This window comes from Pseudoalteromonas piscicida (genome assembly GCF_002744175.1).
Classification (GTDB): Bacteria; Pseudomonadota; Gammaproteobacteria; order Enterobacterales; family Alteromonadaceae; genus Pseudoalteromonas; species Pseudoalteromonas piscicida_B.
In genome coordinates this window covers 1-23,804 of the sequence record NZ_NKHF01000087.1, presented here as the reverse complement: position 1 = coordinate 23,804, position 23,804 = coordinate 1, and the positions used below count along the sequence as shown (strand labels likewise).

Sequence of the window (23,804 nt, the reverse complement as noted above, 5' to 3'; positions counted from 1 at the left end):
ACGTTGTGTTGTTGGGGTTTTTAGCTAAGTAGTTGCCAAGAAAGTGTATTGTTCTCCCACGTTACAGCGATTTTTCGTGGCAATGGCATAGAGTGAAATTCGGATTCATTTGAATCCATTTGATACCCTGCGGTGTTGAGGTAAACCATTAAGTCATCACGCTGCGGTAGTTGCGACAAGGGGATAAATCGCCAACTTAGCATGTCGCTATCTAGGCAGGTGGCACCACCAAAGGCCACGCGATACGCTCCTTGCTTGCGGTTTGAATGTGCCGTGAGTAACATCGGGCTCGGCAAGTACTCGCTTTCAAACCACTGTTCTGACAGCGATAAGCTTGAGCCCGAAAGTGTAGCGATATGACAGTCTGATGTGCCTAGGTGCGGCTTCGTCCCTTGCACTTTAAACAGGCTAATGCCAGCCTCATCGAGCAGTGCCCGGCCAGGCTCGAGCATCAGTGTTAAGCTCTTTTGGCGTAATGCCGCTAATGCGGTTTGCCCATGTGCGTTCTTCACTGCCAAAATAGCGTGTAAGGTGTCCGCAGAGCTCTGCTCATTATGGTAGGGATAAAACCCTGCAAAGGTTTTACCTGCAAAAAAGCATTCAAAGTCTAAGGCTTGCTGCCACTGCTCATTTTGTAGGTAGGAGACGGGCAGGCCACCGCCAATATTCACTTTTGATGGCGACAGTCCTATTTGCCTAGCCTCGTCTATCGCACCGACTAAAGTATGGATGCTCTCGCCACGTGCTTGTGGGCAGTAACCACTTAAGTGGCAGCTAAATCCTTCTAAGCTTACCCACTCGTTGTGTTCTCTGCATTGGGCTAATAGCGGCGTAAGCTGGCACAGGGAGCTGCCAAAGCGTGAGGCTTTGGTTGGTTGTGTTTGTAAACGCAGTAGCACTCGCGCTGGGCGCTTTCGCTGGCGGGCCAGTGTAATAACCGAGTTTAACTCTGCACTTGAATCAATGGCGATAAGTGCTTGATGCACAAGCGCTAAGCTAAGTAGTGCATCTGATTTATGCGGACCAGATACACCAATTTTTTCACCTTGAATACCACCACTTAGAGCAAGTTCAAATTCTTGCACACTAGCCACATCTACCCCTATATCTTGATTAGAAGCGACTTGAGTAAAACATTGGGCTTTGTTGGCTTTTTTGGCAAAATAAATCTCATGCTCAAGCCCGAGCTTGATAAAATTGGCTTGCAGGGTTTCGATATTTTCCGCGAAACGCTGAGGAAACACTAAATGTAGCGGTGCTCCCAATGCCGCTGTCCATTCAAATAGCTTGGCTTGATGCCTCATTAGCAGGTTTTGCGTTTGCGGATGCAATTTTGCAGCGAAGGCGTCACTCATATGACTAACACCTCTTTGCTGTTTGCACTGTCTAACTTGTTGACACAGCGTTTTGCTATAAGGAGCAGGCCGGCGGCTAGTAGTAGCAACCAGATTAATGGCGTGTAGTTGTTCTCTGGTGTGGCAAAGTCATTGCTAAATTGAGGAATATCCGCAAGATCCGTGAGCGTTGGCTTTGCGCTACAGCCCTCACAAGGTGCAAAATCGCCTCTTTGATTGGCTTTGGCAATTTCGCTGGCAAAGAAACCTTGTAATGCTTGATGATGAGCTTCAACTTCCGCCATAAAGGCGTGATGACGTGCTAATCCATTGCCCGCTAATTCAACCAACAATGTTTGCGCGATGAGTGCAGGGGAGAGATATTGTAGCTTTTGCGCATTATGTTGCTGTGCCTGTTGTGCCGTTAAAAATCGTACATCTTGGGCTGCCATTGCGCGTTCAACAGAATTAATCGTAGCAATTTTTTTGGTGGCGTAATCGCTGGCACCACTGCCATTTTTTGCAAGCTCTGGATGGTCTTGAAAATACTGAGCTAAGGTCTTTTCACTCGCTTTTTGGGCATCGTCACTGGCGGCACGCAGGCTATCTATATAGTGAATTCGTGAAGGCGTTGGGTCGAGTAAAGCGATGCTGGTATTGACCAAAGCTGGAACCACAATCACCAAGGCAAGCCAACAGGTGACCAAGGTAGCTGCGTTATTTGCCGCACTTTTAGCTCTGCTATTTACCCAAGCGGTTAAGGCAATCCAAAACCCACAATAACACAGTGCAATAAGGTTATAACTTAACAGTTCAATCACCCCTAGCTGCTCTCGTACTGTAATTAAAAGCAGGCTACTAATACTTAAGAAGGGCAGCACAATTAACGCGCTTCGTAGCAATAATTGATAGGTCAGAAGGCGGCTTGCACTGCCTCCTTGAAGCATCAGTAGTCTTAGCTGTCCACCTTGGCGTTCACTCGCTAACGCATTAAAGCAAATGCCAATAATGAGCAATGGCAGTAAGTAGACAATCACAAAACTTAAATCGAACTGGCCTAACAACAGAGAAAGCGGGTGAACATAGTCATATTGATGAACGATGTGCTGTTTCTCTTTGATTAGCATCTTAAAATAGTAAGGTAATACGTCGGCTTGCCCTGTCGCGATTGGCGACGTTGCAAGCGGGGTTTTGGTGGCGTAATTTTGCATCAAGTAAAATGCTTGTCCGCGCAGGTCGTATGGGTCTTCCCACCACTTATAATCTGCTGTACTGGCGAGTCTTTCGGGTAATCCAGCTTTGGCATCTTGGATGGCCTGTTGCTGCATTTGCTGTGCGGCAAGTACCACGTCATGCTGTTTTTTAGCAAAGTAATGGGCGTTAAGAAATGCCACTAGCGCGAGCACGCTGGTGGTCAAAAGCAGCGCGAGTACGAGCTTTTCTCGCCAGAGGTTTTTAAACTCAGTAGCTAACATTAGACGTTTCATCTTTGCTCCTCCAAACGCAGCTTTTTAATCGCGAAGAAACTCAATAACACCAGAGCGATTAGCCAAAAGCTCAGGCTAAACAGGCTGATAACGTAGTGAGGCAGGTAACGAATAAAGTTGGGGTATTGGAATGCGAACTTAGGGATCTGCTGCCATAACTCCTCGCCTGCCGTGTAATGACCGTCGGCTTTGTGACCGTGATCTCTTTGATTAAAGTTCAGCACCTCTTGCATTAGGCGACGGTGCTGCTCTGCCGCATTCTCAAATGCTTGTTGGTGAGCAAAGTCGCTGGCGGCGGTGGCCATCGACAGCGTTTGTATCGCGATGAACGGCGTTAACATCCCTGCAAGTTGATAGCTTTGTGATTGCGCTTCTAGTTGAGCTAAACGCGCTGAAAATAAGCGGTCAAAAATTTTGTCAGCATATTGTTCACCAAATTGGAGTTGTGCTCCGGCATAGTCAAAGGGCAAGTCTTCCACATTGCTGACTCCATATTGAGTCAATGTTTGCTGCTTGAACTTTGCGATTGCTTCAACTCGTGCTTCGGTATAAACCTCACTTTCAAGTTTTGCTTGAAATGCTTGACCTGAACCTTGTGGATAAATAGTCGTTGCGATATTCATTGCCAGTTTTGGTAGTAAAAGCGTGGTGAGGGCCCAAATGATTAACAGCGTGATTAATGCGCGCCTTGCTGTTGGAAATAAACTCGAAATGGTGGTGGTGAGTAGCGACCAAAGCAATAAGTAAACCAAATAAAATAGTAAAAATAGACCACTTCTGAGTGTGTGAGGCTCCGTGCTCGTTACTTGGCTATAAAGTAAAAAAAGCGCAACAGGTAACAAAAATAAGCAAGAAATAGCAAAAAGCAGCGCACATTTGGCGATAAACAACTTAGCTGGACTCGCGCCCGATGCGAGTAGTTGTTTTAGGGTGCCTTGCTCACGCTCTCGGGCAAGTAGTGGGTAGCCAATTAATATAATCAACAGCGGTAGTAACACTTGCAGCACAAAGGCGGGCGATAAGCTGCCAAAACGTGACATCGGTAAGTTATCTTGCGCACTTCGAAACATGCTATCGTTACGAATATGGGCCTCAAGCCTTAACACATTCCCTTGATATGCTTGTAATCCCGCGTCGAGTGCGGCCAGTGGGGTAGTGGGTTTAACCACGTAAATACCGTAGTGGGCGGCGGAGTGAGGGCCTTTTTCACCTTGATTTAACCAGCGTAATTGCTCTGACTGAGACACCTCAGTAACGGCTTGCTGATAGCTTTGGTGGCTTTTAAAACCAGTTAAGCAGGCAAGCAAGAGCAGTAATATTGCAATGCCTCCAAGCCAAAGCGCTTGTCCCTGCCGCTTGGTATCGAGCCATTCCTTTTTTAATGTTGTTTGAAACATCAGACACCCACCTTGATATGTTTGAGGTAAACGGATTCAAGTTGGACTTCTTGCAGTTGTTCGTAGACTAAGGTATCGACTAATTGCCCTTGATTGATAATTGCCACACGATGGGCGTCTGCTTGAGCGCGATATAAGTCGTGGGTCGCCATTAAAATCGCGACGCCTTGCTTTGCTAATGACTGAATAAGCTGGCTAAATTCATGGCTGGCTGAAGGGTCAAGACCTGAAGTGGGCTCATCTAAGATCAATGCTTTGGCTCGCTTTGCAAGGGCAATGGCTATGCCCACTTTTTGTCGCATCCCTTTTGAATAGGTAGCAACGGGTTTGTCTACAGCGTGACTTGGCAGTTTTACTTCACTGAGCAGTGTGCGAAAGGCCTCGTCGGTCTTTTCTATGCTGGCCATTTTGCTGAAATACGCGAGATTCTCAAGTCCGCTAAGTCGCGGATAAAGCGCGACTTGTTCAGGAATATAAGCCAGTTGCTGCCTTGCCGTTACTACGTCATGCTGTGGATTAATTCCAGCGATGGTGATTTCCCCAGCATCCGGTTGTAAAAAGCCCAGTAAGCAATTAATCGTGGTGGTTTTACCTGCCCCATTTGGGCCTAGCAGCGCTAGAATTTCACCTTGATGTACGCTCAAGCTTAGTCCCTGTAGCGCTTGGTATTCACCAAAGCGCTTTTGCAGGTTATTGATTTGAATAACAGGTGTAGTCATAAATTATCCTTAAAAGCTCACGCTTAATGAGGCGATAAAGGTGCGGCCACGACCGGGAGCGACTCCCCAGTCTATGCCTTTGGCACCGCCAGATAGCCAATATTCTTTGTCGAACAGGTTTTCGGCCTTGAGTCGCAACGTGGTGTTAATATCAGTAAAGTGGTATTTGGCGCCTAAGTCGAAGCGCGTGTAGGCTGGTAGCTTTAGCGTGTTATTGACGTTTTGTTCGCGCTCACCAACATGGAAAATACCCGCATTGATGCTTAACGCCTCCCAAAATGGCAACTGATAGTCGACATAGAGATTCGCTTGAAAGTCAGGCACATTGGCTGGTGTGTTGCCATTAAGCGCAGGTTCGCCGTCTAGCTTATCTAAGCTTGGGTCCATCAAGGTGATAGATGCTACGGTGGAAAGGCCATGAGTGAATGAACCAGTGGCATTGAACTCAATACCTTGATGTGACTGGACCCCGTCTTGCACGAAATAATTAGTAATGTGATTGTGGTACTCCAACATTTTTTCTATTTCGAAGACGGCTACCGAATAGTTCATGGTGTCCGTTTGGTATTTTATACCAGCTTCAATTTGTTCGCTTTCTTGTGGGCCGAGTGATTCGCCCTCGTTTATTGCACCGCTGCCGATGACGGCGACGCCACCTTCTCCCGCGCCTTCTGAGTAGCTGGCGTAAAACGCGAGTTGATCGCTTGGGTTGTAGTTAAGACCTATGATGGGAGTATTAAAAGTGCGGTCGTCTAATGTGGTTGTTGTTTCACCGGGTAGAGTTTGCTCTTTTTTGTATTGAATATGACGTAGCCCTAAGGTGGCATAAAATACATCGTTAAAGTGCAAGGTATCTGTGATAAACAAGGCGCCTTCAGAGGCATCAGTTTTGGTTGCATCTGGATAGTCAGGGAACTGCGGTTTACTGCTGTGAATTGGAGTAAAAATATTGCCAACGGGATTGGCCAACTCAAACCAACGACCATCTTTTGACTGATAATCACGAATACTAACGCCGATAACTAGCTCATGTTCAATTGCCGCGGTGGTAAGCTGACCACTAATAAAACTATGTGCCGAGAGTGTGTCATACGTTTCGTCTGGGGTAATGTGGATAGCTGCAGACAACACAATTCCTTGTGTATCAACCGAGTAGATATCGGGAAAGACGGTAAATCTATCATTACCTGAAAGCGCAGCTTGGTTTACCCATTGCCACGTGTCGTTCAACCAAAAATCAACGCGTGCAGCAAGGTTGTATGACTCGGTTTGATACTTTGCCCAAGGCTGTCCGAGCAATACATCACTGGTGTCAACATAGGGCGGTAATATTTTACGGTCAGGATCATTGGGATCGCTGGCAAGTCCTATCAAAGGCTGTGATACGGTGCTTTTGTCTTGGTAATCGCCATCTAGTCGGATAAATAGGCGGTCTGAGACTTGCCAATCTAGTGCGGCACTAAAAAAATAGCGTTCTAAGTCATCACCGCCGGTGAAATCACCGTTTTTCTCTGCTGCTGCATTAATGCGATAGCCGAGCGTTTGCTCGTCAGAAATTGGCCCACCGAGATCGATGTGTAAATATTTTCCTCCACGGCTACGTACTTCTGTTGTGACATCCAAAAAGGCGTCCATAGTTGGGCGCTTTGTCACATAGTTGATAGTGCCGCCGGGGTTATTAAAGCCTGATACGAGACTTGACGGGCCTTTAACGATATCAATGCGTTGAATATTCTCTAGCGGCACATCTTGGTAGGGGGCAAGCGCTAACCCGTCACGCCTTAGGCCATTGGTCCAATCTAGCTGAAAGCCACGCAGACTCACAAAGTCGAATACCGTACCAATTGAGGTATTTTGAACTGAAGCATCGTTTGCAAGCACTTCGCCTAGCGTCCTTACTCTTTGATTGCTAATCAGTTCTTCAGAAAATGATTGAATAGAAATAGGAAGAAGTTGCGGATCTTTCATCCCCAATGCCGAAGCGTTCACGTCTCTGGTGCTGTAAAGAGGTGCGCGAGTGCCATGCACGTCTATTATTTCAATGGGTTGTTCGGCAACGCTAAATGAAGAATATAAGCTACTAAGCACGCTAACTGTCAGGAGTGACCTTGTCATTTTGTTATTCCAACTGCAAAAACGAATGTGAAAAGAACCATCATTTGTTCGACACAAATGATCACTTTAAAAATGTTATAACGTAGCGATCTTAATCATGTTTTTGCGTATTTGAAAAGAGGGACATCGTTGTCAAAATGTTTTTCTAAGCGCTTTTTGTTGTGATAAACAAAATTAACCTTGTACGTTTAGGGTAGAAGCTTCAGGTGTTGAAAAGAGATAAATCTCAATAGGTGCAGGGTGATGAAAATAAAAACTATTACTATTTACTCGTCTCTTTAGGGCAAAGGAGTGTATTGGTTTGTTGTGTATTGTTGCACAAAAAGTAGTGTGAAAGTTTGTAAATGAGTCGTGTTATTCAGTACGGCGAACCTAAGCTCACTGAATAACGTTGAACACTTGCTTAAAGAAGTGTTTGCTGCTTGATAAAGGTAACGAGTTTATCTGCAATGTCTTGATGTTCTGAAGCGGTGGGGTGCCATACACAGCCCTCTAATGGTGAGTCAAATGTATGGCTATATAGTTTTCCAACATCTTGCTGGTGAAGCCTTGCAATTGCATCGTTTGTTGCAGGAATTATAAAATTATATGGATATGCTGGGCGAGGCATATAAATAATGGGGACCGCAGGATATCTTGCACGCAGCTGTTTGGTGAAAACGACCATTGTTTCTACCCACTGTGTTTTGACTTCGTCAATAGTTTGCCAAGGCTCGTCAGGGGTTGGATCGGTACTAAAATCATTGGTGCCCACTTCAATGACAATAAGCTGTGGAAACTTGTCTTCAAAGTCACTGTTATCGGTAAACACTGCTGACATCTTGTCGTAATAGCTGCGCAGCGTATGATGCGGTTGATTGCCGCCCCAATTTCGAATTAGGCCTAAACCTGAGTATGAAACTTGGGTAAAACTAGCTCCCAACTGCTGGGCGCTTATATATGGAAACGCTTTACGAGCGTTACTCAAATCAAGAATTTCGCTCCATTCACATTGTCTTTGAGTGGACTCGCTGCCAAATCCGGCGCTGATTGAATCGCCGATAAACAAAATATGAGGTTGTGGTCGCAGGATTGATTCCAATTTGCCGTCTACATCAACACTTAAGATCTGGGTATTGTGTTCATAGTGCTCCCAGCGTTTAACGAGTTCAATGGTGACGGTTTCTGTCTTTGCGCTCTCAAATAGTGTGAAAGTCTCAGCGACCCCACTCGCGTTGGTCTTAAGCTTTTTAGTGAATTTGCCATTGATCAATACGTCGAATTGATCGCCATAGCCCATCAACTCTATACGGAAGGCGCGTCCGATGAGTTTTGTATGCAGCTGACTACCTGGCCAATTAAAACTTACACTGCCATCAGCGTAGTTTTTATGGACGCGTCCTTCATAATGAACGCCATGGTGGGTAGCAGCGTGATTTGCAGCACTGGCTGCACTCCCGGAAGCTAATAAAGCTACGGTAACTAACGTTTTTAACATGTTATATTCCTTGTTGAGTTATTCATTGAATAATGTAACTGGTTTAAATGTGTTGAGAGTGAATTTAGGCTTGAAAATTATTCACTTAAGAAAGGAAAAAATAGAACATATCACTAGCAGTAGGAGGGAGGCTCAGGTACATTACTCTATGTAATCAGGTTAAGGAGAGGTAGCTGATGACGATTGTAGAACAAATAGTTGCTCGAGATATTGAAGCGGTTATTGTATATGAATCAGAGCAAGTTATTGCATTTGCTGATCATGACCCGGTTAATTTTGGTCATATCTTAATTTGCCCCAAATCCCCTTATGAAACGCTAATTCAAGTCCCAGGATCCGTACTGGCTGAAATCCACCAGGTTGCACGAGATCTTTATGTGCGAATTGAGCGCAAGTTCTCTCCCGATGGTATTACTTTGGTACAAAATAATGGGCACTTTAACGAATTAAGCCACTATCACTTGCACATTTTTCCTCGCTACAAACGAGATAGTTTTGCGTTTGGACGCGATGGGCTCAATATTAAACCTCAAGATGTTTTGCGTACGTCACTTGAGGGACTATAGATGCTAGGAGAAGTATTAATCAAACTGTTAGTGACTATGTTATTAATCATGTCTTTGGTTTGGACACTTTTTCCATGGGCGTTTGGATTACTAAACTTTCAGCAAAAACATAATGACTTTCTATACAGAGTAGGCCGAGTGAGTTGGTGGTTGCTTATCGTTATACACCCGATATTTGCAATATGGTTTTGGGCCTTTGAGCTTAGTCTCAGTACGTTAGTGTGTAGTTTGTTAGCGATGCACTTTTTATTCGGTGCAACTTTTGCCAGAAATGTAAGCACGCAATAAACCAAAAGGGTCGTAAGTGAAAGTAACAATTAAGGCTATTCAGGGCGAGGATGCTGATACCATTGAAAGGTTAATGCGTGAAGTGTCAGAGGCTGACGTGTTACCTAATTTCTCGCAGCTTGGCAAAGATACTTATCTAAACGAAATAATACCTGAAGTTACTCAAGTCATGTGCAACGCCAACTTTGTCGGTGCCAAGGCGTTGATAAACGGTGAGCTGATCGGGTTTGCTTTATTAAGAGACGGTGACTACCTCACCCATTTATTTGTTGCCAAGTCAGCTCAAGGTAAAGGGGTTGGCCGGCAGTTATTAGATACTGTGTTAGCGAGCACAACCGCAGCTCAAATCTCGCTATGTTCATCGCTTAATGCAGCATCGTTTTATCTTGCTCTAGGTTTCCAGGCGACCGGGCAAGAAGCACAGAAAAACGGTATTAGGTTCATTCCAATGAGGTTAGACCGAACTTAAGTAAGGATATTTTATGACATTTCCAATTAACGGCTCGTGCCAATGTGGCGAGGTAAGCTATACGTTAAAAGCAGCACCTAAAATGGTGGTCGCCTGTCACTGTAAGGCGTGCCAAAAACTCTCAACCAGCGCATTTAGCATTACTGCCATTGTTGATAAAGACGATATTGAATTTTCGGGTCTGATGAGAGAATGGCAGCGCCCAGCTGACAGTGGTAACGTTAGCGGAGCCAAGTTTTGCCCAACTTGCGGCAATCGTATTTACCACTTTAATCCAGCAGAGCCAAATTCAATTAAACTTAAACCAAGTAATTTGGACGATACTCGCCTTATTCAACCAACAGCGCATGCATGGGTGAGTGAAAAGCAAGACTGGTATACCATCCCAGAAGGCGTCACCGTATTTGATAAACAGCCTTAGTTTGCGCTGATGTGTTCAACATCAATTATTGAGCAGATCATCGCGAAGGAGTGTGCGCTTCATCGCAAAAAAAATAGGCACAATATGGCGTTGTGTCGCGAACTCCTTCATCCTCAATTTATTTTAGTGCTGATTTTCGACATAAGTTGGATTGTAATAAATCACAAAAGTAAATTTCATGTAAGCTAAAATGCGGCTACACTAAATCAACTAAGAAGAATATCTGCTAGATCAAGATCTAAGGAACGAGTATGCCAACACCTCAACCGGGTACAGTTGTGAGTAATGCACAAACCAGGGCCGCTAATTTAACCACCACAAACAGCAATGAAGTCCCAGCCACGAAACAGTTCGCAGTTAATGCAACGGGCAACCTATTTATTGCGAGTACGCTCAATAACACCGCTAATGGTAGCGCATTGCCTCAAGAGGCTGAAAACGCGTTTGGTGAAGTGAGTGTATTTTTTGCTGCTTTAACCAAAGCGATGGCAGAGTCAGGCACGAGTTTATATGACTATGATGCGCTCAATAAATTAGTTTCAAGCTCAGGTCTTTTTGTCAAAGTGACAGAGAGTAATATTCAGTTTGAGAGTAAACAGACTGGGGTCACGCTATCGAGCCAGCTGATCCAAACTTTATTGGGGTTAAGTGGCAATCTAGCATCTATTGGTAAATCGTTGATGGATATGATCGCCGGAATGGGGCAAGCTGCTGTAAGCATTTCAGCAAACACTGACAGTCAAGAAAAAAAGGTTGGTACCATCATTTTTGTCTGTGAATATCTGCTTGGTGCTATTTCTATTGCGCCAATTGTTGTCTCTGCGGATGCCAATGATGTCAAATCAGTGTGGCAAGCCGGTCCTTGTTTGAAAGGGGGCCATACGGACGTGCAATTAAACTTATGTAAGTCTGTTTATTTATTCGTACCTCCTGCTTTCGTTAAGCAAGCCGCATCGCTAAACGAAGCGATGTCTGACCCTGAATTTAATAACCTGATTGAGTCGATGCGCAGTGTTATCGCCGCACCAGCGCAATCCACAGCAGCCAGTAAAACGACTAAAAAGGACAGTTAATGTTGGGAGTGAACGATGTTTTCGAAATGGTTTAGTAAACCTGAAACACCGCCCACACACAAGCCACAACCTATTTATACTCCAATCACTAAGCACTATGTGTTTAATGAAACGGGTAATATTATGTTGTGTGCGACGGCTGATAGTATTCAAAGTTTTGATGTCGACCTAAAAAGCGCGTTTGTTGATATCAGTGTTTTTTTTGCTGCGATGACCAAAGCGGTCACTTCGACAACAAACCCAGTGACAGGAAAACCATTTTCGATATTTAACTACCAAGCTGTAAAAAACATCTTGGCAGATTCAGGGCTATTTATAGAGACAAATGTCGAAGAGGGCACTTTTAGCCATGATGGGGTAGGGGACTCACTAGGCAAAGCCTTGTTCCAGCACATTTTGAATCGAGAGTTTTCTGAAAAACAGTTGCCTTTTGCAAAGTCGATGTTTAACGGGATGCAGTATCAAAGGGCAAAGACGACAGAGCAGTCAGCAATGTCTGAAGAGCAGCAAAAGCTGTGCCGCAGCGGTAGCATCTTTTTTATTGGTGAATTACTGATGGGGGTGCCGCAAACCTCGGCTATTCTGTTGAGCATTGAACCACAAAGCGTTGCAGACTCTCCTAATGAGTCACAAAGTGATTGGCAGGATCTGTTTTCTTTGGCTGGGCTGGATGAGACAAAACATCAAGCAAAGCATATCGTGCGCCATTGGAGATTCAAAAAGCGCACGTACCTGTTTGTTCCTCCAAAGTTTATTGCCCATGGCGTGGCAGGGCTTGGGGAGCAAAGTAACGCTGACTTTGACGAATATAGTCGCAAACTGGCGCAAAGTATTGCGCCTAACCACAGCGTTAGCTAACTTCAAATATTATAATCTTAAAGCGCTCTAGCCAATTCGGTTAATGCGCTTTTTGCTATGTCTAAATCAACTTGCTCCGTTTGCCAGTTGCTCAAGGCTGCTCGGATCACTTTTTGCCCTTGCCACTTCCCAGGGCTGACAAATATACGGCCGTCCGTATTAATGGCATGGAGGAGGGCGGTGGTCGCTGCGTCGTCTTTACCACTTGGCTTGAAAAGCACTACGTTCAACTCTCCATAATAAACTAAATCATAGTCTGGAGAATCAGCAAACCAGTCTGCAAGTTGTTTAGTTTGCGCAATATTTTTGCTTACCCATTGACGGATCCCGTCTTTACCATACGCAAGTAATGACATCCAAACGGGTAGTGCTCTAAATCGACGAGAGTTTTCTATACCCATCGAAAAAAAGTCAGGGTCGGCTTTTGATGTGACTAAGTAAGGAGCTGGAACGTCACAGCTTTCAACCAAATAGTGCAAATGACGAGTGAGAAAAATACCGCAGTCGTATGGTACATTGAGCCACTTGTGTGCATCCAAGGTGATACTATCGGCTAACTCTAGCCCCTTAGTGCGGCCTTCTGAGCCCGCAACTAGACGCTCGAAAATGCCAAATGCAGCATCAACATGCAGCCAAGCTTGGTGTTTATCGCATAAATTGCGGATCTGAATTAAATCATCAAAATTAGTACCAGTAACCGTGGCGGCACTGGCGATGACAACCTTTCCTTTGGCGTTACTTTTTGCAAGTGCTGACGCAAGCGCTGCAATATCTGTAGCCTCATTGCCTACTTGCGTTGCGACTCTAGTGATTTGGTTGCGGCCAAGGCCTGCAAGACCAAGCGCTTTAATCATACTTGCGTGGGGCGTTGCGCAAAAAACGTCAATTTCTAAACCGAAGGCTCCATCCTCTGCCACATTGATCCCTTGTTGATGGCCGGCAAATTGGCGTGCTATGACTGCACCTAAGTAGTTTGCCGCTGTCGCCCCTGTGGTAAACAGACCATCAAAGCTTGCAGGCAGGTCGAATAATTCGGTTAGCCAACGAATGGCTTGCCGCTCTATATTGGTTGCAATAGAACCATCGCCCTTTGAGACATTTTGGTCATAGGTTGATACGAGCCAATCGGCAAAGGTGGCAATAGGTGTCGCGCCGCCGGTGACGAATCCCCAATACCTAGGGCCTGTACTGGTGCTTAAGTTTGGCACCACTTGTTTACTAAAAACCTCTATCAGTGACTCAAATTCAATTCCAGATTCTGTGAGTGTTAGGTCGGGCGGAGCAATATCTTGACCTGCGACTGGGCGGCTATTGCTAGACTGTATAAACGCCTCGGTAAGTTTAGAAAACTCAGTGAGTAATTGGGGTAAAGCTTGCCATTGGTTGTGTATCATCGTCATCTGTCAATCCTATTTGTGAACGAATACTGGAATTACAGTGTAACTTCAGTAAAAATGCAGTACAGATACAGAATTCTTTGTTGTTAAGGATACAGATGGCGAGAAAGTTTATTACATTAAGTGAGCAGGTGATAGCAGAGATAAACGCCGGTGAGCGTCAAGTCGGTGAAAAAATGACTTCGCTTCGGATCTTTGCCAAGCAGCATGGCGTGAGCATGAGTACCGCCATTAGAACTTATGAGGAATTACAGGATAATGGCTTTTTAGCTTCTCAAGAGAAATCAGGCTTTTATATTTGTAAACCTGAGGCCAAAAATAGCGACATTGACTTTGCTACATTTAAGAGTGAAGTGAAATCTCCCAAAAGTGCGTTAAGACCCTCTGTCATGGGGCTCAATACGATGCTATCGACGGTGCAGGTAGCGCCTGAGTTAATGCCTATAAATCGACTGACTAAGTTTATTAAGCAAGCGTTCGATTCACCCCAGTATCACCATTTTCATTATCCCGATGCGATGGGGCTGATATCGCTCAGAGAGAACCTAACCAAGCACTTTAAACAAAAGGGGTTGGCGCTGAACCCTGATAACCTCGTGGTGACGGGTGGATGTATTCAAGCCGTAATGGTGGGATTACAGGCCGTCACAAGAGCGGGGGATTGTGTGGTGGTGCCATCACCTTGTTATCAAGGTTTATTGCAATTGCTTGCGACGCTACAGCTTAAGGTGATTGAGATCCCAACCACGCCTGAAGGACTTGATCTAGGAGCTTTAGAACAGGTAGTGACAACGCAAAGGGTATCTGCGTGCTTGCTTACGGCAAACCATCAAAATCCAACGGGGCACAGTCTATCTGTGCAACAAAAAGTATGGCTTGCGGACTTTGCTGCACAGTATCAGGTGGCGATTATCGAAGACGACGTCTTTGGGGAGCTGAGCCATAATCAAACAATGCCTTTACCGATAAAGGCGTGGGATAAAGCCGGATATGTAATTTGGTGCAGCTCTGTGTCTAAGACGTTAGCGCCGGGTTTGCAAGTTGGATGGTGCGAAGCTGGGCGTTATCAAAGTCAAGTGTCAGCACTTATGCTGGCATTTCATGGCATGCCAAATCAATGTTTACAACTGGCGGTATCACGCTTTATTGAGACGGGACATTATCAGCGCCATTTACGGGTGCTTAATCGTACCTTAGCAGCGCACTGCTTTGCTTATCAAACCTATTTGAAATCGCGTTTACCAAAGGGCTGTAAAATATCTTCCCCTCAAGGCGGAATGGCATTATGGCTGAAACTGCCTAATATTGATTGTGATGCGCTCGCTATACGGCTAGCTGAACTCGGGATTGAAATTCGCCAAGGTAGCTTATTTACAACTCGAGAGTTGTATCAAGATCATCTGCGGATCAATTGTGGCTGGCCGCTTGACACGGCAAAACCCTGGTTAGATAAGCTTTGCGATTGGGTGCTCCATAATTACGTCAAATTATAGCGTTAAGCTCGGATCATAGAAAACCACAAGGAAATAAAAATGACTGTATTACTCAACGCTGAAACCCAAGTAAATAGTGAAGCACTCAATGCCATTGCACATATGCCAACCAAGAGTCTTTGTGTACTACTCAATTGTGACTTTACGCGTAAGCTTCGCGATAAAGACTTTATGCGCATCGCTGTGCTATTGGCAAAAAAAGGTTACGAAGAGGGCGGTTGTCCAATTGGTGCGGTTATTGTTGACAACGAAACTAACCAAATTGTAGGAAAAGGGCATAATACGTTAGTACAAGAGAACCACCCATATAACCACGGCGAAACCTCGGCAATTCGAGATGCGGGAAGGATTGATTTTAGTAAAACCACTTTGTATACCAGCCTAAGCCCTTGTGATGTATGCGCAACATTACTTTACATGCGTGGTTTTCAGCGAGTCGTGGTTGGGGACATCACTAATGCTTCAGGCAATGAGCCGCTACTTGAAAGCAAGGGCGTACAGGTCGATATTTTAGAAGATGAGCAAGGTATCGCATTGTATCAACAATTTCGTGCACAGAAGCCAGAACAAGAGTTAGAAGATTGGCAGGGGTTAGCTGCAGTGAAAGGGAGCCAATGCGCGTCATGCGATGAATAACTCTGTAGTCTTTGTACGCTAGCGGTTAAATTGAATTGCATTGTAAATGCAGGCACACTGACGAGATGATGATCTAATTACTAGAGATAAAATGATTAGGAACACGCTATTACTGCTTATGCTGTTTATCGCAATACGAGGTGCAACGGAAACTCGTGAGGTAGTGCATTTTGTAGCAGAAGATTTACCACCTTATCATTTTATCAATGCCAAGGGCGAAGTGGATGGGGGCTTGGTTGCACTGGCCCAAGCGATTGCTGATGAGGCGAACGTTATTGCCAAAATCGAGATCATGCCGATGGCTAGGGTGTTGCATCAGTTCGAAAGCAAGCAAAATGTTGCGCTACTATCTTGGTTAAAAACGCCCGTACGGGCGCTGCAATTTCGATTTTTGGGTACTATGTGCCATGCTTCTGCGTCGCTCATAGGACTAAGACAATCTCAAACACCTATTCAAGATTTAAATGCCGCTAAGCGTTACCGTACTGGCACCATCAGAGGCTACTACAGTGAAACCTTTCTTAAGGAAAACGGATTTGCTGAGGGATATGAACTGGTACTGGTGTCAAATTATGAGATCCTTTGGAATTTATTGTTTAAAGGGCGTATTGATTTTGTTTTAACGAACACCCTAACATTAGAGAAAGAGCTGACCGCTTTGGGACTTGATTCATCTGCAATAGAGCACAAACTCATTTTGGAACAGTTTCCAAGCGAACTGGGGCTGGCCGTCAACGCTCAGTTTCCTAATGAACTCGCCAATCGACTTCAGCATGCGTTGGTTGAACTTAATCAAAGTGGTCGACAACAAACCATTCTTGAGCGCTGGAAAATCCATTAAAATTACTGTTGTAAGTTCCCAAATTTGCTATAAAGTGTTTCAACAAAGTTGGCGCAGTAGGGATAGGCGTTATGTATCAAGAGTGGATGAGTTATTTAGGGTTGTTAGCTGCGATATGGATGGTTGCTGGTGTATATGGCGTTGCCAAGCGTTACCCAAATTATAGTCACAAAAATCAATTCTGTAGTGAATTAGGCGCCAGTGGCAGCCCAACTGAGCGATTGTCTCCTGCAGTCAATAATTACCCCTTAGCCCTGCTATTTTGTTGTTTCGGTGTTTATATCATCTTAGTACCCGAAGGGAACTGGGCGTTAGGTGTTATTGGCGGTTTGATTGTGTGTCACGGCCTCGCAACCGCTGTTGCGGGTTTCTTTCCTATGGATCCTGATCCATACACAACCTCGCCAAGTCGAGCATGTAATATTCATTCTTTTGCGGGAATGGTCATGCTATTAAGCTTACTTATCGCACCTTTATTGGTTTGGTTTGTAACCCCGTTAAATTTGCTATTTGCTTGGTTTTCTACTGTTTGTGTACTTGTTTGTATCGGTTTTAGCTATCAGCTTGCCAACGCTTATAAGCAAAAGCGTAATAGTGGGCTCTATCAGCGATTAAGTTATGGCGCTCAGCTAGTCTGGCTGAGTGCGCTGTGTTTTATAGTGTAAGGTGTTGGTAAGCCGATAAAATGGCTTGTGCTTCGGGTTTGCCTTTGGCACTCGTGCATAATGATCCAGCGTTTTCTCTAAATAGCGTTTGGAAAGCGTGCCGTGTTGCCAAATCGCTTCGCCCAATGGAGTTATGGTAGCGCCAGTCTTTCCTGAAGTGAGATAGAGCACTTCGTAAATACGTCGATTTTCTTCAACCAGCGATTCATGGATCACCTTAAGTGGCAGAGATTGTAAGGTTTGCCTCAGGGTATAGTGATGATGAACTGGGCAAAGCAAGAAATCGACATCGCCACGCAAATTGCAACAAAGGCTTGTCATCAGTTCCGCGGTTAAGTCGCCGCCAACACCTGCGATGATCACTAACTGCCTGCCGGAGTGTTGTGCAAGAGGGAGCTTCGCAACGTCTAGGGTGTAAAGGCTATAGCGCGTTTCAGTTTCTGGAAAGAAGCGTGTGAGATCCAGTTTCACTTTCGCTATAAGCGCTGGGACTACATCAACAAAGTGTATGTGTGCTTGGCTCGAATGTAAAAATTGTGCGCCAAGTTGGCCATGATCGCAGCAGCAATCCCAAATATGTTGATAGTTTTCAGTAACAACATCATGCAAAGTCTGCAAGCGTTTTCCAAGCTTCAAGTGGATTCCTTTTATTCAGGCGTAGGTATGGTGGCGCGTTGCACTAAAGCGGTTAAGTAGGCGATGAATAAGGTAAATTGCACAAAGACTTACCGTAATTGCAACGCTCACTGAACTAAAGCGATACAGTGCGCTGTAGATTAAATCTTGATTAGGTGCCAGAGACTGGCCAAACAAGATCCCAAAAGTGGTAATAATACCAAAGCCAATCCCAGGAGCACCACCACTAAGCAAGTGATAGCGACTAAAAATGAAGACTAAGATCCATAACAGCAAAATAGGAAACAGCAAGATTTGGCTATATGTCTGAAGCAGGATTTGTGCTCCTAGTGCTAAGTTACATCCAATCAGTGTACCAACAGCGCGTTGCCAGCCCGCAGTTCCTGCCGCTTTCCAGCTTAGTGGAAAAAGAATTAAAATGGATGCGGCCTGCGCTGATACTGAATCTTGCAAATCGAGTATTTGAAAAACCATAAACGAGAGGGTGGCTACACTTGCGCACAACAACACCTCGTGGCGGATACTTGCTGCATCTTTTGCAGGCCTGTTTGGAGCTTGTCTGTAGGTGACATCTGGAAACAACCAGTGCATCACATAAGCTGTGCCAATGCTAACGATGATGGCTAAAGAGTTACTGGCAATTAAGGCATATAAGCCGCCACTACTAGCTGTATAGCTAGCAAAGTGTAGCTGGATCGAAAGTCCCACCACACTCATGGCGCCAAACAAAAAATTGACGCCTTTACTCATTTGCAAAAATAAAAAAGCAAACAGGGAAAAAGTTAGCAGCGACATGAGCGCCGGATGAAAGCCAAATAAGCCTTGTAATATCAATACCGAAAACGCACATACTAAGCCGCTTAACACAAACTGTCTGACGATATGTGCATTTAGCATCGGCACAAGTCCCAACATAAGCATCGGATAAACGGTAAAAAAGATCCCATAGGGCCAGTTCAGTAATTTACTCAAAGCAAACCCAAAGGTGCTGCCCGTCGCAATACGTAGCATTTGTCTGAGATCATTGGCGGTTAGTTCGACTTTCATATCAATAGACGTAATGGAGGAAACTAACGAATTTGATTTGCGCTTGCGCGAGGGTGGCAAGCCAGCTGCTTTGTGGCATAACTTGCACTGTCGCTCTTGCGCCACTGGCTAACAAGGGCAATGGTTCATTAAATGCAAGGTGAACGCGTTGGCGCTGTGCATCACGCACCCATCTATTAGAGGTTTCTACGCGCGCTAATTGACCATTTGCATCAAGCTGTCCATCACTGACACCCGCAGAAAACTCATTGATCACCGCGGGATATACTTTACCGGGAAGGGCATCAAAACTTACTAATGCTTGCTCACCGGGTCTTACATGATATAGCGACTTTTCTCTAAAGTCGGCAGCGAGATCAAGATTGTCAGAAACCAGGCCTGTCAGGCTGATCCCTGCACGGGCATAAGTGCCAGCAGTGATTTGCAAGTTACTTACGATACCGTCATGCGGCGCTCTGATTTGGGTATAGCTAAGCTGTAACTTTGCTTGTTCAACTGCATTTAGCGCTTGCTGTAGAGCAATGTTGTTATCGTCTGTTGCACCACGCTGTAACGCAAGAGCACTCAAGTTAGCCCTAAGTGCGCTTAGTTGCGATTTTGCTGCTGTGTAATTAGCTTGGATCTGATCCGACTCTTGTGGTGATATAGAGTGCTGTGACAACAAAGACTGACTGCGTTTATACAAACGTTGTTGCTCATCCCGCTTTGCAACCGCAGCGTCAATTTGCGCCTCCATGGCTGTGATTTGGGCATCTAGCTGTTGGTTTTTTTGATTTACCTCCGCCAATTTTAGCTTGGCCTGAGTAAAAGCTAATTGATAGGGCGTCGGGTCAATAGTGAGTAATAACTCCCCTTGTGTCACTCGTTGATTATTGCTGACATGAACAGTAATAACCTCTCCACTGACTTGCGGTGTTACTTTGGTAACTTGATGATAAACTCGCGCTTGAGGCGTCATCGGAATATATAAATCAGCAAAGATAAAATAGCTAAAGAATATTGCAAAAAGGGCTATTGAAACCTTTACATAGCGTGCAAACTGTTGATCTGAACTAAGCTTACTCACTGGTACTCCCATTTTTAGAAACATTGTCACAAAATTGCTGAGCATTGTTCTCAAGTTTTATCAACGCATGGGCAATGCCATTGAGCTCGTCATCGCTGAGCGCTTGATACAAATGCGCTTTTACTTCACTGATCCGCGCTTTTAATTTATCCAGTTGTAATTGCCCATGTTCAGTGAAGTAGATTTTGCGACAGCGCTTATCTTGCTTATCAACTCTGCGCTCAATAACGTTGCTTTCTTCTAATTGCTTCATGGTTCGGGTTAGGCTTGGCATTTCAATATCTAAACTGGTAGCTAATTGATGTTGCGTACATCCTTCTCCCAGATGATGGATATGCATCATGGCGGTCCAACGCGGTTGTGTAAAACCCAGTGGCTCCACGGCTTGTGTTACCGCTTGACGGCAAATTCTATGTACTCGCCCCAATTTACCGCACAGGCTTAGGTCGAGGGTTTCATGAAAAGGAAGAGATGACATTGTTTGAAAACCCATTACTTAGCATGCTAACTATTTTAAAATGGTTAGCATGCTAAGTAAATAGTCAATATACAGGGAATTGCAATGGTTGCTTTTAATGTTCTGAATCTACAGCATTTATTTTTATGAAAAACTTGACGTAATGAATACATACCAAAGTAACAATGAAGCTCGCAATCCCCAGCTCTATCCAAAACAGCCCATGAAGTAGAGTGTGCCACCCTGAACTGAATTCAGAAAAGCCAGACCAGTTTTTCACTTTATTGAGTGCGGTGACGCCAATGACAAGCGGAAATGTATATGCAGAAAATGCGGGGCTAAAAGGTAGCCTAAGCAATTGTATAAATGCCAAATACACAAAAATAGTCATCATCACAGCGATGGTTAATAATCCTAATACCAAAACCGAGTTGGGTAATGAGGTAATACTCAAGTAACCCGCCAAACATAAGCTTGCCGGTGCTGCCATCACTGCAATGGTGGGCTGTGTTTGTGTTGATAATGGCGCACCGAAGCATAAGCGATAAATCATTATGGGCAGTAACAGTAAATAACAGCTGACGCCAAGATACCAAAGTCCAATAGCGAGAGGCTGTAGCGCAGGTATTCCTTTAAAAGTAACGTCTGCGACCACGAACCCCACAGGTGGAATAAACCAGCTTGGAACGATGTGATCAAGGCTAAAGTCACGGCTGCGAAAATAGATAAAACTGGTCAATAATAAAAAATGTAGTCCAATGGCCAATAGCCAAATTATCGTTGCAAGATTACAAGAATAATCAGCAACATTGTGCGCAATTACCATGAGAGTCATAGCGCTTGTTGGTAATACACTGCCTACAACGGGATGGCTTAAATCCGCTTTTAACAGTGTAGGTTGCTGAATAAATTTTAGTATTAGCAGCAATAGAATAACGGCTGCTATTAATGCTCCAAGCGGTTTTGTATAAGTGAGTGAAGGGAATAAGATGCTTAAGCACCATCCCATACTAGCCAGTCCCAATGCTAATCCAGACATAGGCGTGGGTACAGTGGTGGCAAATCTTGTTAAGTAAGTCAGAGTAAAAACCATGCGTATTTTCACAACAATTGAACGGTGAGGAGATAATACGCTTGCAGTTTGATTAAGAATATCTGAATATATTTAAACTCTCGTTCAATTAAACTAAACGATGTCTATTTCTCTCAAGCAACTCAAAGTATTTACCGTGATAGTACAAGAGCGCTCTATCACTGCGGCAGCAGAAAAGCTGTATTTAACTAAAGCAGCTGTCAGTATGGCGTTGTCAGAACTTGAGCGTCATTTAGAGCAACCCTTATTTGACCGCGTTAATAACCGCTTAATGATCAATCCGGCTGGAGAGTTATTGTTACCCCATGCCCATCAAGTGCTGGATAGATGTCGATTTTTAGAGTCTGTCTTCAAGGAAAAAGATACGCTTTACGGTGAGCTAAACATTGGCGCCAGTGATACTACTGGCAATCAACTTTTGCCTGTGATGTTAGCGTCTTTTCAACAACAAACCGGGCACACTAAACAACAATTATTTATTACAAATACTGCGCGAGTTTGCTCTATGCTGCGTGATTACGAGTTAGACGTTGGGTTTGTTGAAGGAACTGTATCCGGTGAGGATTTGATTGTGACCCCTTGGTTTGAAGATGAAATGTGTATCGTTGGTGCCCCAACCTGTGAAGTGCAGGGGTTTGCTGAATTAGCACAACATAACTCGAGTTGGCTGTTGCGAGAACAGGGCTCTGGAAGTCGGGAGTACTTTTTAGCACATGTTGCCAGCGAATTATCAACTTGGCGCACTGCGCTCGAACTTAATTCTACTGCGGCGATCATCAATGGTGTAGCGGCAGGGCTGGGGCTGGCGTGTATATCTAAGTATGCCGTAGCGCATGCCCTTGAACAGCAAAGCGTACAGCTAATACCTAGTGAGAAGCGGTTATCTCGGCAACTTTGGTTAGTAACGCGCAAAGATAAGTATCAAAGCCCATTGTTAACCCGCTTGATTGATTTTGCCGCAACGTGGGCAAGTAATTTTCACTGTCGGTGAATGGTTTTTCTGATATGTCGGGTCTTATAAGCATTAGCATATTATGAGGTTAGAGATGTCTTCCAAAACGATTGATTACTCAGTTGCGGGTATATTGGCGGTGAGCTTAATGTTACTTGGCATTTCATTTTTATTTGGTGCTGGTGCGAATACGGTATCCAGTACCTTTGGCTTTTATGGTCTAACGAATATAGTGCCTGTGGCGAACCTAGGGATGGTTTTTGGTTTTGCGCTCATGGCCTCTGCAGGATTTGTTGTATTGCATCAAAGTAAGAGCATTACAGCACCGTGGCCTTTGGCCTCTATCACTATTGTTAGTCTGTTTATGTTATTGACTTTATTTGCTGAAAACCGATGGGTTGCAGAGCATGGCGGCTTCCCTGTGATCGGTTCTGGGCAAGGGGTGATTAAGTATTTTGCATTGGTGCCGATTGCTTTGTTTCTTTATTGTCGTGATCGGGTTAGTCAGAAAACGCTAATTTGGGTAAATTATTTCCCTGTTGCCTTGGTGCTATTTTGGATTGGTGGAATGAAGTTTTTAGCGCTTGAGGCTAAGGCTATAGTGCCATTAGTTGAAACTTCACCATTTATGTCATGGATGTATGAGCTATTTACAGTGCAAGAAGCCTCCAACGTGATAGGTGTTTATGACATTCTGATGGCCGTAGGCCTTGCAGTCGGTATTTGGTTAAACCACCGGCTCATCATTGTCATCGCGGGACTTGGTTGTCTTGCCGTATTTGTGATGACACAAAGCTTTTTATTTACAGCAACGGGTGCCTTTAGTGATATGAGTTTATTAGGTGGCTTAGGCCAATTCGTGATTAAAGATCTGTGGTTTATTGCGAATTTACTGGTCATTGCCTATTTAGCTTTAGAGCCTCGTTCGGCTTACGTCGCCAAGCCTAGCTTTGCTTGATTAATTTTGTGATGCAGCAGACGCTGTTGCAAAGGGTGACGCACGCAGGGTGTCACTCTTTTTTTGTTTAAACAGGCAGTCAAACCTGGTCTGAAACCTCGCCCTAACAGCTAAAATGTAACGAAGCTAACATGGTATTTTACCCTTCACATTGATTGGGATATTGATTCAATTACTGGTAGCGGCCGCTTTTTCCCAAAAATAACTCAGTCGGCGGTGAAAATTAATTGTGAATAAGTTAAGGTCATAAAAAGTTGATATCAGTGGTCTAAGCTTCATTATCATACGTATAGACCTGAATTCGTCGATCATTAAAGTTATCGCGAGATAAACTCGCTCCTACTGCGGAGTTTTATGGG

Annotated in this window: 24 protein-coding genes; 12 read left to right on the top strand and 12 right to left on the bottom strand. The window is 44.6% G+C overall.

Features of this window, described 5'->3' with window-relative positions:
• Positions 1-20: 20 nt before the first annotated feature.
• The 6 genes from CEX98_RS18075 to CEX98_RS18050 all read right to left on the bottom strand — a co-directional run bounded on the left by CEX98_RS18075 (position 21) and on the right by CEX98_RS18050 (position 8,529).
• A complete protein-coding gene (locus CEX98_RS18075) occupies positions 21-1,355 on the bottom strand; it encodes an alanine racemase (protein ID WP_099643407.1) in 1,335 nt (444 codons plus the stop codon).
• The gene (locus tag CEX98_RS18070; RefSeq protein ID WP_099643406.1) at positions 1,352-2,821 is read right to left on the bottom strand and encodes a DUF3526 domain-containing protein; all 1,470 of its coding nucleotides are present in this window, start codon (positions 2,819-2,821) and stop codon (positions 1,352-1,354) included. The genes CEX98_RS18075 and CEX98_RS18070 overlap by 4 nt, the downstream gene beginning before the upstream one ends.
• Positions 2,818-4,218, bottom strand: coding sequence for a DUF3526 domain-containing protein (locus CEX98_RS18065; protein ID WP_099643405.1), 1,401 nt, complete (start codon positions 4,216-4,218; stop codon positions 2,818-2,820). The genes CEX98_RS18070 and CEX98_RS18065 overlap by 4 nt, the downstream gene beginning before the upstream one ends.
• A complete protein-coding gene (locus tag CEX98_RS18060; RefSeq protein WP_099643404.1) occupies positions 4,218-4,937 on the bottom strand; it encodes an ABC transporter ATP-binding protein in 720 nt (239 codons plus the stop codon). Before CEX98_RS18060 ends, CEX98_RS18065 begins: the two co-directional genes overlap by 1 nt.
• Before the next feature lie 9 nt (positions 4,938-4,946).
• Positions 4,947-7,052 (bottom strand): TonB-dependent siderophore receptor, encoded by a 2,106-nt coding sequence (locus CEX98_RS18055; protein WP_099643403.1) that lies wholly within the window; start codon positions 7,050-7,052, stop codon positions 4,947-4,949.
• 403 nt (positions 7,053-7,455) lie between these two features.
• Entirely contained in the window at positions 7,456-8,529 is a 1,074-nt protein-coding gene (locus CEX98_RS18050; RefSeq protein ID WP_099643402.1) for an SGNH/GDSL hydrolase family protein, read from the bottom strand.
• 176 nt (positions 8,530-8,705) lie between these two features.
• On the opposite strand from CEX98_RS18050, the gene CEX98_RS18045 reads away from it, so the two are divergent.
• The 6 genes from CEX98_RS18045 to CEX98_RS18015 all read left to right on the top strand — a co-directional run bounded on the left by CEX98_RS18045 (position 8,706) and on the right by CEX98_RS18015 (position 12,204).
• Entirely contained in the window at positions 8,706-9,095 is a 390-nt protein-coding gene (locus CEX98_RS18045; protein ID WP_099643401.1) for an HIT family protein, read from the top strand.
• Positions 9,096-9,383, top strand: a complete 288-nt coding sequence (locus tag CEX98_RS18040) for a hypothetical protein (protein ID WP_099643400.1) — start codon at positions 9,096-9,098, stop codon at positions 9,381-9,383.
• A 16-nt stretch (positions 9,384-9,399) separates the two neighbouring features.
• Positions 9,400-9,852: a GNAT family N-acetyltransferase gene (locus CEX98_RS18035; RefSeq protein ID WP_099643399.1), complete on the top strand. Its 453-nt coding sequence runs from the start codon at positions 9,400-9,402 to the stop codon at positions 9,850-9,852.
• 13 nt (positions 9,853-9,865) lie between these two features.
• Positions 9,866-10,273, top strand: coding sequence for a GFA family protein (locus CEX98_RS18030; RefSeq protein WP_099643398.1), 408 nt, complete (start codon positions 9,866-9,868; stop codon positions 10,271-10,273).
• A gap of 251 nt (positions 10,274-10,524) precedes the next feature.
• Complete coding sequence (locus CEX98_RS18020; protein WP_099643397.1) at positions 10,525-11,346, top strand: hypothetical protein; 822 nt, start codon at positions 10,525-10,527, stop codon at positions 11,344-11,346.
• Positions 11,347-11,361: 15 nt separating this feature from the next.
• Entirely contained in the window at positions 11,362-12,204 is an 843-nt protein-coding gene (locus tag CEX98_RS18015; protein ID WP_099643396.1) for a hypothetical protein, read from the top strand.
• Between the two features lie 17 nt (positions 12,205-12,221).
• Here CEX98_RS18015 and CEX98_RS18010 read toward each other — a convergent pair whose 3' ends face one another.
• Complete coding sequence (locus CEX98_RS18010; RefSeq protein WP_099643395.1) at positions 12,222-13,604, bottom strand: pyridoxal phosphate-dependent decarboxylase family protein; 1,383 nt, start codon at positions 13,602-13,604, stop codon at positions 12,222-12,224.
• A 95-nt stretch (positions 13,605-13,699) separates the two neighbouring features.
• Here CEX98_RS18010 and CEX98_RS18005 point away from each other — a divergent pair, with 95 nt between their 5' ends.
• The 4 genes from CEX98_RS18005 (at position 13,700) to CEX98_RS17990 (ending at position 17,236) form a co-directional block, all read left to right on the top strand.
• Positions 13,700-15,094 carry a PLP-dependent aminotransferase family protein gene (locus tag CEX98_RS18005; protein ID WP_099643394.1) on the top strand — a complete coding sequence of 465 codons (1,395 nt, stop codon included), beginning with the start codon at positions 13,700-13,702 and terminating at the stop codon, positions 15,092-15,094.
• A 39-nt stretch (positions 15,095-15,133) separates the two neighbouring features.
• Complete coding sequence (locus CEX98_RS18000; RefSeq protein ID WP_099643393.1) at positions 15,134-15,730, top strand: nucleoside deaminase; 597 nt, start codon at positions 15,134-15,136, stop codon at positions 15,728-15,730.
• 91 nt (positions 15,731-15,821) lie between these two features.
• On the top strand, positions 15,822-16,571 hold the full coding sequence (locus tag CEX98_RS17995) for a substrate-binding periplasmic protein (protein WP_172439797.1): 750 nt from the start codon (positions 15,822-15,824) through the stop codon (positions 16,569-16,571).
• A 71-nt stretch (positions 16,572-16,642) separates the two neighbouring features.
• On the top strand, positions 16,643-17,236 hold the full coding sequence (locus CEX98_RS17990) for a DUF998 domain-containing protein (protein WP_099643391.1): 594 nt from the start codon (positions 16,643-16,645) through the stop codon (positions 17,234-17,236).
• Here CEX98_RS17990 and CEX98_RS17985 read toward each other — a convergent pair.
• From CEX98_RS17985 to CEX98_RS17965, 5 genes are all read right to left on the bottom strand, one after another.
• The gene (locus tag CEX98_RS17985) at positions 17,201-17,872 is read right to left on the bottom strand and encodes a tRNA (adenine(22)-N(1))-methyltransferase TrmK (RefSeq protein WP_242441749.1); all 672 of its coding nucleotides are present in this window, start codon (positions 17,870-17,872) and stop codon (positions 17,201-17,203) included. The genes CEX98_RS17990 and CEX98_RS17985 overlap by 36 nt on opposite strands.
• Positions 17,873-17,887: 15 nt before the next feature.
• Complete coding sequence (locus CEX98_RS17980; RefSeq protein WP_099643390.1) at positions 17,888-18,919, bottom strand: DUF2955 domain-containing protein; 1,032 nt, start codon at positions 18,917-18,919, stop codon at positions 17,888-17,890.
• Between the two features lies 1 nt (position 18,920).
• Positions 18,921-19,985, bottom strand: a complete 1,065-nt coding sequence (locus CEX98_RS17975) for an HlyD family secretion protein (RefSeq protein ID WP_099643389.1) — start codon at positions 19,983-19,985, stop codon at positions 18,921-18,923.
• Positions 19,978-20,463, bottom strand: a complete 486-nt coding sequence (locus CEX98_RS17970; protein ID WP_099643431.1) for a MarR family transcriptional regulator — start codon at positions 20,461-20,463, stop codon at positions 19,978-19,980. The genes CEX98_RS17975 and CEX98_RS17970 overlap by 8 nt, the downstream gene beginning before the upstream one ends.
• Positions 20,464-20,557: 94 nt before the next feature.
• Positions 20,558-21,535, bottom strand: coding sequence for a TDT family transporter (locus tag CEX98_RS17965; RefSeq protein ID WP_242441748.1), 978 nt, complete (start codon positions 21,533-21,535; stop codon positions 20,558-20,560).
• Between the two features lie 100 nt (positions 21,536-21,635).
• On the opposite strand from CEX98_RS17965, the gene CEX98_RS17960 reads away from it, so the two are divergent.
• Complete coding sequence (locus CEX98_RS17960; protein ID WP_099643388.1) at positions 21,636-22,526, top strand: LysR family transcriptional regulator; 891 nt, start codon at positions 21,636-21,638, stop codon at positions 22,524-22,526.
• A 55-nt stretch (positions 22,527-22,581) separates the two neighbouring features.
• Positions 22,582-23,445, top strand: a complete 864-nt coding sequence (locus CEX98_RS17955; protein WP_099643387.1) for a DUF417 family protein — start codon at positions 22,582-22,584, stop codon at positions 23,443-23,445.
• Positions 23,446-23,804 lie beyond the last annotated feature (359 nt).